Below are 11,046 nucleotides of genomic sequence, written 5' to 3'. Positions count from 1 at the left end.
ATAATTTGCTAGAATATAGTGTATAGCTGGGAAAAAATATATTGGGAGGTTAAAGTTACAATTAAATTTATTCCAAGCAAATTTATGGGGATAGAGGATGTATTTTATGGATGTATTGATGATATTTATAGAAATGATGTTGGTGGCTCTCTTATATAATGCGGTATTTAATAAAAGTAAAAAGGATAACTTGCTAAAATATTTTCTTATAGTAGTAGTTTGTAGTCTCTTATTTTATAATTTAAAAAGTATAAATGGAGTACTAGTTTATATAATATTACTATTAGCAGAAATCATTGCAATAGCGGTGGTTGATAGGAAAGATAAAAGCTTAGTGATAACAGAAATGGTTATATGTGTTGTTATAACTTTTATATTACAAACTACATTAGTAACTGTATTATATTTATTTACTAAAAAAACAAAGGAATTAGTTTTTGTGCAGTTAGTTCTTTTTGCTATTAATATATTATTAATTATTATATTTTCTAGGAGATATACAAAAAAGAAAAATTTAGATTTGGAAGAATATATTGAAGATAACCTTTTAATATCAAACATATTTTTAAATATATTTATGTTTTTTATGATATATAAAATTATTTATGATAGTGGAGAATTTTCAAGTTTAATTGTTATAGAAATAAATCTACTTATCTTCATAAATATATTTTTAAATATAAGTTTTTATAGGTCATTACATAAAACTATACTAAAGAATAAAAGTATAGAGGTTAAGAATGCTTACAATCCATTATTGGACGACATAATACAAAATATAAGAGCAAATGAACATGAATATAAGAATCACATAAATATACTATATTCAATGATACAAGTGTCAAAAGATATTCCAGAGTTAAAGAACAGAGCTAAAAAGTATATAGGTGGGTTGGATAATACGAATATATTAATTTCTGTAATAGATATTGAAAGCACGATACTAAAAGCTATTTTATATAGTAAATTAGTTGAATGCGAACAACATGGAATAAAGTTAAACTATTTTATTGATTTTAATATAGAAGAAAGTTGCTTAGATGACTCGGAGATAACAATAATATTAAGTAATTTATTAAATAATGCTATTGAAGCTACTAAAAACTCACTAAAAAAAGAAATTACAATACGGATTAATAAAAGTGAAAAAAATAAAATAGAAGTTATAAATAGTATTTGTGGCTTAAACATATCAAATGAAGAGATAGATAACTTTTTTAAAAAAGGATTTTCTAGTAAAGGAAAGGGCAGAGGATATGGCTTATATAATGTGAAAAAAATAGTAAAAAAATATAAGGGTGATATAAACGGTAGAATAGTTGGAGAAAATTTAGTTATAGAAATATCAATTTAAATTAATATTTAAAGCTATAATTTACATCTAAATTTTTATTATTATTTATGATATAATTACATGATAAGAATAGATAATAAGGAGAAATAGGCCATATGTCATTTTCATCAAAGGTAAAAGGAGAAATTTGCAGACATTCTGAATTAACCAAAGAAGAAGCGTTAGCTGAGATTTCAGCAATAATGAAAGTAAGTGGAACAATATCCTTTAGTGGCTTAGGGTTAGCGTTTAGGATTACCACTGAAAATCCAGCATCTGCAAGACATATATTTAGTTTATTAAAAGAACATTTTAATATACATTCAAAACTTATGGTTAAGAAAAGTAATTCATTAAAAAAAAATAATATATATATGGTGCTTATAGAAGAATCTATGGGGGTTAGAGATCTTTTAAGAGATACTGGAATACTAACAGAGGTAGAAGGAGTATTAACTTTAGACTACAGAATAGATGAAAATATGGTTAAGACAGAAGATTTAAAAAGAGCATATGTAAGAGGAGCGTTTATAGGTGGGGGAAGTATAAGTAACCCTGAAAAAACTTATCACTTAGAATTCGTTACTCATAGTGAAGATTATGCTAAGGATTTATCGGTTTTAATAAATACTTTTGGACTAAATTCAAAAGTAATACAAAGAAAAAATAGTTATATTATTTATCTAAAAGAAGGGGAGCAGATTTCAAATCTTTTAGGAATAATAGGAGCACATACATCATTATTAGAGTTAGAAAATATAAGAATAATGAAGGAAATGAGAAATAATGTTAATAGGCTTGTAAACTGTGAAACAGCAAATTTAAGCAAAACAGTAAACGCTGCAGTAAGACAGGTAGAAAGCATAAAGCTAATTCAAAGAGAAATAGGGCTTCAGAGATTGCCTAAAAACTTAAGGGAAATAGCAGAACTTAGATTAAGCTATCCAGATGAGTCCCTTAAGGAACTTGGTGAAATGTTAGATCCTCCTGTAGGAAAATCAGGCGTCAATCATAGATTAAGAAAAATAGAAAAAATTGCTGAAGAAGTTAGGTCAGGAACATATTAAATAATTAATAATTGACAATTAAAAATGGATAATTGATGAGATAATCCAGCTTAGCTAGATTATAACAATATATAATAGATGATTGATGATGCATGATTAAAGATATAATCTATTGTATTTAGGCTATATTAATTAAGGAAATTTCATTAGGACTTCTTCCTAAATTATGAATTATGTATTATCAATTATCAATTGAAAGGACGGTGTTTTAGTTGAGTAAAAAATTTACCCATCTACATCTCCATACTGAATATAGTTTGCTTGATGGTTCAGGAAAAATAAAAAAAATAATAAGTAGAGCTAAAGAGTTAGGAATGGAAAGTATAGCTATTACTGATCATGGTGTTATGTATGGTTGCGTGTCTTTCTATAAAGAAGCTATAGAACAAGGGATTAAACCTATACTTGGATGTGAGATATACGTAGCTGCAAAGTCTATGGATATTAAAATGAATGATAAGGAAAATAGTACCCATCACCTAGTATTATTGGTTAAAAATGAAGAAGGATATAAGAATCTTATGGAAATAGTATCTCAGGCATCTATAAGAGGATTTTATTATAAACCAAGAGTTGACCATGAGTTTTTAAGAAGTCATAGTAATGGACTTATTGCTTTAAGTGCTTGCTTAGGGGGAGAGGTTCAGTCATGGCATCTTAAGGATAATTATGAAAAAGCTAAAGAAGTGGCTCTTTTGTATAAAGATATTTTTAAAGATGGATTTTATCTAGAGATACAAAATCATGGAATGGATGAACAAAGAAAAGTTACAGAAGCAAACATTAAGTTATCGAAGGAAACAGGAATTCCTTTAATTGCTACTAATGATGTTCATTACATAAATCAAAGAGATTCTGAGTCACATGATGTACTTATGTGTATTCAGACAGGAAAGACTATTGATGATCCAAATAGAAGGAGATATCCGTCAGATCAATTTTACTTAAAATCTCCAGAACAAATGTGGGATATATTTTCTCATATACCAGAAGCTTTAGAGAATACAACAAAAATTGCAGAGGAATGCAATTTTGATTATGAGTTCCATGTATCAAAATTACCTAAATTTCCAGTCCCAGATGGTATAGAGCCATATGAATACTTAAAAAGTGTATGTTATTCTGGGCTAATAGAAAGATATGAGGTATTTAAGGAGTTTTTAAATAAACCACTAAGTGTGGAAGAACTTGTGGATTATTATAAAACAAATGAAGAAGCTTGTGGATATATTGAAAGATTAGAATATGAGTTATCAGTAATCAAGCAAATGGGATATGTAGATTACTTTTTAATAACTTGGGATTTTATAAGATTTTCTAATGAAAATGGAATTCCAACTGGACCTGGGCGTGGATCAGCAGCAGGTTCAATAGTTGCTTATACTTTAGGTATAACAAAGATAGATCCAATAAAATATAGTTTGCTTTTTGAAAGATTTTTAAATCCTGAAAGAGTGAGCATGCCTGATATAGATTCAGATTTTTGTTATGAAAGAAGACAAGAGGTTATTGATTATGTTGTTGATAAGTATGGAGTAAATAACGTTTCGCAAATAATAACCTTTGGAACAATGGCGCCTAGAGCATGTATAAGGGATGTAGGAAGGGCTATGAATTATTCCTATGCAGAAGTAGATAGAATAGCAAAAATGATTCCTACTATGTTAGGCATTACTATTGATAAGGCATTAGAAATAAATCCTGAACTTAAAGCTGCATATAATAATGAGGAAAGAGTAAAGGCTTTAATAGATGTAAGTAAGGATTTAGAAGGATTACCTAGACACTCATCAACTCATGCTGCTGGTGTAGTTATAGCATCCAAACCATTAGTTGAATACGTACCGCTTCAAAAAAATGAAGACTCTATAGTAGCTCAGTTTGATATGACTACTTTAGAAGAACTTGGATTGCTAAAGATGGATTTCCTTGGGCTAAGAACATTAACAGTTATGAATGATGCTGTTAAAATGATTAAAGAAAATCAAGGAATTGATATAAATCTAGATAAGATTAATTTTGAAGATAAATCTGTATATAAAATGATTGGAGAAGGGAAAACAGCAGGTGTATTCCAATTAGAATCTCCAGGGATGACTTCCTTTATGAAGGAATTAAAACCAGATTGCTTAGAGGATATAATAGCAGGAATATCATTATATAGACCAGGTCCTATGGGAGAAATTCCAAGGTATGTAGAATGTAAACAAAACCCAGATAAAGTTGAATATGAGGTTCCAGAGCTAGAAGATATTTTAAATGTTACTTATGGAGTAATGGTTTATCAAGAGCAGGTAATGGAGATAGTTAGAAAGCTAGCTGGATACTCCATGGGAAGAAGTGACCTTGTAAGAAGAGCTATGTCTAAAAAGAAGCATAAGGTCATGGAGGAAGAAAGAAAAAACTTTATATATGGAGTTGTAGATGAAAATGGGAATATAGAAGTTCCTGGATGTAAAAGAAATGGTATATCAGAAGAATCTGCAAACAAAATATTTGATCAAATGATGGATTTTGCTTCTTATGCATTTAATAAGTCTCATGCAGCTGCATATGCTGTTATAGGATATCAAACTGCATATTTGATGAAATACTATCCTGTTGAAACTATAGCAGCAATGCTTAATTCAGTAATGGGAACAAGTGAAAAAGTAGCACATTACATAAGTTTTGCAGAAAGCTTAGGGATACAAGTATTACCGCCTGATATAAATGAAAGTTATTCTAAGTTTACAGTTAAAGGTGATAAAATTAGGTTTGGTTTGGCTGCAATAAAAAATGTAGGATATAATGTTGTGGAAACTATTGTTGAATCTAGAAATACTAAAGAGAAGTTTGAGTCTTTGATGGATTTTATAAATAAAATAGATTTATCATCTATAAATAAAAGGGCAATAGAAAGTCTTATAAAGGCTGGAGCTCTTGATTGTTTTGGTATATTTAGATCAAAGCTTTTAGCTGTATATGAAAAGCTAATGGATGGTGTATCTAGTGAAAGAAAAAGAAATATAGATGGACAAATTAGTCTATTTGGAATGGAAGAAGAAATTGAAGTGCCTGAAATAAATTATCCAAATATAAAAGAGTTTGTAAAGAAAAATCTTTTGGCTATGGAAAAGGAAATGACAGGATTATATTTATCAGGACATCCTTTAGATGAATATGCGGATAGCTTAAAAGTTCAAACTACTACTAATATAGATAAGGTATATAAATCTTATGAGATAATAAAAGAAACTTTTAATCAGACTGATTTACCAGAGGATATAATACATGATGAAGAAAGAGTTATACTTGGAGGTATAATTGCTGAATCAAATCAAAAAATAACAAGAAGTAATACTATGATGGCATTTTTAAAGCTTGAAGATTTAACAGGTATCATAGAAGTTATAGTATTCCCTAAAACTCTAGACAAGGTTAGGGATTCTATTAAAGAAGATAATCTAGTAGTAATAAAGGGAAGAATAAGCATAAAAGAAGATGAATTACCAAAACTTATATGCGAAACAGTAGAACCTTTAGAGAAAATTAATGCTACAAAGGTATATATTAGATCAAATAATTTAGATGATGGAAGAAATTTAATGAAAGAATTAAGGTCAATGCCTTTAGAATATAAAGGTGATACTACCGTATATATCTTTACTGCTAATGATAGAAAAAATTATAGAATGCCAAAAGATATGTGGATAGATTTGGAGTCTGATGCAGTTAATTATTTTAAAGAAGTAGCTGGAGAAGAAAATGTCAAAGTAATAGAGTAATAATAAAGAGAAAAGAGTAAAATCTTTTCTCTTTATTATTAAATATATTTTTATATATAAACTTTAATAATTTATATATAAAAACAAAAAATTTACAATTAATAATTTAATAAAAAATTATAAATTAAGCTATAAATTATATTTAATTAGGTTATAATATAAGTAAGAAGGTATAAAAAAGTCGATAAAAATCATAATATTGTATTTATTTTAGTTGCATAAACTTTGTGTAGCAAGTAAAATAAATAAGGTGATAAAAATTAGTAAAAAAATTTAAATTAATACGGTGCAATAAATAAAAATTATTATAGTAAATAAAAAATGGATAATTCCACAGAAAGTGGGACAACCTTTGTCCCGGTGGTGTTAAGGAGGAAACAGCATGAAAAAAATAGCTATTTTAACTAGTGGTGGAGATGCTCCAGGAATGAACGCAGCAATAAGAGCCGTTGTAAGAACTGCTTTACATCATGGTATTGAAGTAATGGGCGTTCAAAGAGGATATAGTGGTTTAATTAATGGAGAATTATTTACTATGGATAGATCATCAGTATCAGATATTATCCATAGAGGAGGAACTATCCTAAGAACTGCTAGATGCCTTGAATTTAAAAAAGAAGAAGTAAGAGTTAAAGCTACTAAAATATTAAAAGCCTATGGAGTAGATGCTTTAGTAGTAATTGGTGGAGATGGATCATTTACAGGAGCTAAGCTTTTATCTAAGTTAGGTGTAAAAACTGTAGGATTACCAGGAACAATAGATAATGATTTAACTTATACTGATTTCACAATAGGATTTGATACTGCTTTAAATACAGTAATAAATGCTATAGATAAAATTAGAGATACATCAACTTCTCATGAAAGAGTGTCAATAGTAGAAGTAATGGGAAGAGATTGTGGTGATTTAGCTTTATATGCTGGTATAGCAGGTGGAGCAGAATATATAATAACTCCAGAAAAGGGATTCTCAAAAGAAGAACTTTGCAAAGTAATATTAGAAGGTAAACAAAAAGGTAAGATTCATAACTTAGTTTTACTAGCAGAAGGAGTAGGTGGAGCTCAAGAGTTAGCTAAATATGTTGAAGGTGTTACAGGCATTGAAACAAGAGCAACAGTTTTAGGTCATATTCAAAGAGGTGGAAGCCCAACAGCAACTGATAGAGTTTTAGCATCAAGAATGGGTTCTAGAGCAGTAGAAGTTCTTTTAGAAGGTAAAACATCAAGAGTTATAGGAATAAAAAACAATGAGATAATTGATCAAGATATAGATGAAGCCTTAGCACTAGATAGAAAGTTTGACGAAAAGTTATTTGAAATAGCAGATGAAATTTCATCTTAGAATTAATCTTTGATTTATTACTCAACATATAAATATATTAATAATATTTTACTAAGATAAAATAAACTATATACGTAAATTAAAGGAGTGTTATTACATGAGAAAAACTAAGATGATTTGTACTATTGGTCCAGCTAGTGAAAATCCAGAAATATTATCAAAAATAATTGAAGCAGGAATGAATGCATCAAGACACAACTTCTCACATGGAGATCATGCAGAACATGCAGAAAGAATAAACTTAGTTAAGGATTTAGCTAAAAAACACAATAAAGAAATAGCAATAATGTTAGATACTAAAGGACCAGAAATAAGAACTGGAAAATTTGAACCAAAGAAAGTAGAATTAAAATCAGGTTATGATTTTGTAATATACGCAGGTGGAGATGTAGTTGGAGATACAACTCAATGTACAGTTACATACGAAGGATTAGCAAATGACGTTAAACCAGGTAATATTATATTAATAGATGATGGTTTAGTTGGATTAGAAGTTCAATCTATTGAAGGAAATAAGATTAACTGTAAGGTTATGAATACAGGTTTCGTAGGAACTCATAAGGGAGTTAATGTTCCAGGAGTTTCAATCAAATTACCAGCATTAACTGAAAAAGATATAGCTGATTTAAAATTTGGTTGTGAAATTGGAGTTAACTTAGTTGCTGCATCATTCATAAGAAAAGCATCAGATGTAGAAGCTATAAGAAAGATATTAGTTGAAAATGGTGGAGAACATATTCAAATATTCTCAAAGATAGAAAACCAAGAAGGTGTAGACAATATAGATGCTATATTAGAAGCTTCTGACGGAATAATGGTTGCTAGAGGTGATCTAGGAGTAGAAATTCCTATGGAAAAATTACCAGCAGTTCAAAAGATGATAATAGAAAAATGTAATAATGCAGGTAAGCCAGTTATAACTGCTACACAAATGTTAGATTCTATGATAAGAAATCCAAGACCAACAAGAGCAGAAGTATCTGACGTTGCTAATGCTATATATGATGGAACAGATGCTATAATGTTATCAGGAGAATCAGCAAATGGAGATTGGCCAGTAGAAGCTGTTCAAACTATGGCTAAAATAGCAGTAGAAGCAGAAAGACAATTAAACTATGAGATAGCTACTTCAAGAGCTAAAAAGCACATACCAGCTATAGCAGGTGTTATATCAAGAGCTGCTGCAAATGCTGCATATGAATTAAAAGCTTCAGCTATAATAACATCAACTCAAAGTGGAGCAACTGCAGGAAGATTATCTCAATGTAGACCAGATTGCCCAATAGTTGCTGTAACTCCAGATGAAAAAGTAGCTAAGAAATTAGCATTATGTTTCGGAGTTTATCCAGTTGTTTCAGGACAAATGGAATCAACAGATCATATGATGGAAGAATCAGTTAAAGTTGCACAAACTAATGGATTTGTTAAGACAGGTGATACAGTTGTAATTGCTGCTGGAGTTCCTGTAGATAAGATAGGAGCTACTAACTTATTAAAAATAAGCGTAGTAGAATAGTAAAATAGAAGCCTTTTGGCTTCTATTTTTTTGCTTATAAATAAAAGATTTGAGATACATGAGAATGAATATCAATTAATACGATGAAAGTGTTAAAATAGTGATAAATTAGATAAAATTTTGTATAAATATTGTAGTAAATTAGATAATTAACAAAATGTTAATAATTATATTGATAATATTTAAGTTATAATGTATATTATGATATGAATAATGTAATACTATTAAATGGAATTAAATGGCAACTAATTCTGACTTAGGCATCTTGTGATGCCATTTTTTTTGATTAAAATAATTATATCATTTACTTAATATTATACATATAGTTTATTATGAATTGCTTTGTCATTAAATTATATGTTTTTTGTGTTTTACATATTTTTATGCTATTATAAGATGAAACTTTAGGGATAGTTAAAATTTTATGTATAAGATTTTAAGAGGTGATTATTTTGATTGAAAAAAATAATGAATATATATTAGATATAGTGGGTGTAGGATATGAGGGTGAAGGAATAGCTAAAGTAGATGGATATCCTATATTTATAGAAGGTGCTATTTTAGGAGAAAAGGTCAAGACATTAATAGTTAAGGTTAAGAAAAATTATGCATATGGGAAATTAATAGAGGTTATTGAAAAATCTGAGCAAAGAGTTGAACCAAAGTGTAAAGTGTATAAAAGATGTGGTGGATGTACAGTTCAACATATGAGTTATAAAAAACAGTTAGACTATAAATTTGAAAGAGTAAAAGATTGTATGACAAAGATAGGTGGATTAGATAGCTCATTAGTAGAATATCCTATAGGCACGGAAAATCCAGAAAGATACAGAAATAAGGTTCAATTACCTGTAGGTATTGTAAATGGAGAACTAAGTGTTGGATTCTATGCACCAAGAAGTCATAATATAATTAACTTAGAAACTTGTTTAATCCAAGATAAGGTTGCTGATAAAGTTGCTAAACTTACGAGAGAATGGATGATAAAATATAATATATCAGCTGCTAGTATTGATGGAGTTTTTAATAAAAATGGATTAATAAGACATATAATGATACGTAAGGGATTTACTACTAAGGAAATTATGGTAGTTTTAGTATCAACTAAAAAGAATATTCCTCATATAAATGAATTTATAAATGAAGTTAAAAATAATATAGATGGTATAAAAAGTATAATTTTAAATGTAAATAGTGAAAATACAAATGTTATTTTAGGTCAAGAATGTATAACTTTATGGGGAGAAGATACTATAACTGATTATATAGAAAGCTTTAAGTTCAATATTTCACCACTTTCATTCTTCCAAGTGAATCCTGTACAAACAGAAAAATTATATTCAAAGGCCTTAGAATATGCTGGATTGACAGGAGAAGAAACTGTTTTTGATGCTTATTGTGGAACAGGAACAATTACACTTTTCCTTTCACAGAAAGCAAAAAAAGTTTATGGAGTTGAAATTATTGAACCAGCTATTATTAATGCAAGAGAAAACTCTAGAATTAATAATATAGATAATGCAGAATTCTTTGTAGGAAAATCAGAAGAAATAATACCTGAATTAATAGAAAAAGGCATAGTGCCAGAAGTGATAGTTGTTGACCCTCCGAGAAAAGGGTGTGATATAAAGCTTTTAGATTCTATAGAGAAAGCAAAACCAAGAAGAATAGTTTATGTTTCTTGTGATCCAAGTACATTAGCTAGAGATTTAAAGATATTAGAAGAAAAAGGATATAGAACGAAGATTGTTCAACCAGTTGATATGTTTCCACATACTTCACATGTTGAATGTGTTGTTAAGATGATTAGATAAACACTGTATTTATCTAATTTTTATATAATAATAAATACTGATTGCCGACTATTTGCCAACGTAAAAAGTTAGTTGTCGGCAATTAAGTTTTCTAAAATATTAACAGCTTCTGTTTTCATTTTAGTTGTTACATGGGTATAAGTATCCATAGTTGTTGATAATCTAGAATGTCCTAATCTTTTTTGCACAGTTTTAATATTAGCACCA

The 11,046-nt window shown here is 28.8% G+C and carries 6 protein-coding genes and 1 pseudogene; 6 read left to right on the top strand and 1 reads right to left on the bottom strand.

What is annotated here, in order from left to right; translation table 11 throughout:
* Positions 1 to 106: 106 nt before the first annotated feature.
* The 6 genes from NSA50_RS14255 (at position 107) to rlmD (ending at position 10,839) form a co-directional block, all read left to right on the top strand.
* Positions 107 to 1,354, top strand: coding sequence for a sensor histidine kinase (locus NSA50_RS14255; RefSeq protein WP_257446022.1), 1,248 nt, complete (start codon positions 107 to 109; stop codon positions 1,352 to 1,354).
* Between the two features lie 95 nt (positions 1,355 to 1,449).
* On the top strand, positions 1,450 to 2,400 hold the full coding sequence (gene whiA / locus NSA50_RS14250) for a DNA-binding protein WhiA (protein WP_195264419.1): 951 nt from the start codon (positions 1,450 to 1,452) through the stop codon (positions 2,398 to 2,400).
* 212 nt (positions 2,401 to 2,612) lie between these two features.
* A complete protein-coding gene (locus NSA50_RS14245) occupies positions 2,613 to 6,167 on the top strand; it encodes a DNA polymerase III subunit alpha (protein WP_257446020.1) in 3,555 nt (1,184 codons plus the stop codon).
* Between the two features lie 382 nt (positions 6,168 to 6,549).
* Entirely contained in the window at positions 6,550 to 7,509 is a 960-nt protein-coding gene (gene pfkA / locus NSA50_RS14240; protein WP_195264417.1) for a 6-phosphofructokinase, read from the top strand.
* Between the two features lie 97 nt (positions 7,510 to 7,606).
* Complete coding sequence (pyk, locus tag NSA50_RS14235; protein ID WP_257446017.1) at positions 7,607 to 9,025, top strand: pyruvate kinase; 1,419 nt, start codon at positions 7,607 to 7,609, stop codon at positions 9,023 to 9,025.
* Positions 9,026 to 9,477: 452 nt separating this feature from the next.
* Entirely contained in the window at positions 9,478 to 10,839 is a 1,362-nt protein-coding gene (rlmD, locus tag NSA50_RS14230; protein WP_257446015.1) for a 23S rRNA (uracil(1939)-C(5))-methyltransferase RlmD, read from the top strand.
* A 68-nt stretch (positions 10,840 to 10,907) separates the two neighbouring features.
* On the opposite strand, the pseudogene NSA50_RS14225 reads toward rlmD, so the two are convergent.
* Positions 10,908 to 11,046, bottom strand: a pseudogene (locus tag NSA50_RS14225) (site-specific integrase); the annotation flags it as partial.

The sequence above is a fragment of the Clostridium mucosae genome, assembly GCF_024622765.1.
Lineage (GTDB): Bacteria > Bacillota > Clostridia > Clostridiales > Clostridiaceae > Clostridium.
This window is presented reverse-complemented; position numbering and strand designations above follow the sequence as displayed.

What these genes read in the sequence shown, in the direction of transcription:
- NSA50_RS14255 (WP_257446022.1), top strand. Translation starts at nt 107, where the DNA reads ATGGATGTATTGATGATATTTATAGAAATGATGTTGGTGGCTCTCTTA.
- whiA (WP_195264419.1), top strand. Translation starts at nt 1,450, where the DNA reads ATGTCATTTTCATCAAAGGTAAAAGGAGAAATTTGCAGACATTCTGAA.
- pfkA (WP_195264417.1), top strand. Translation starts at nt 6,550, where the DNA reads ATGAAAAAAATAGCTATTTTAACTAGTGGTGGAGATGCTCCAGGAATG.
- pyk (WP_257446017.1), top strand. Translation starts at nt 7,607, where the DNA reads ATGAGAAAAACTAAGATGATTTGTACTATTGGTCCAGCTAGTGAAAAT.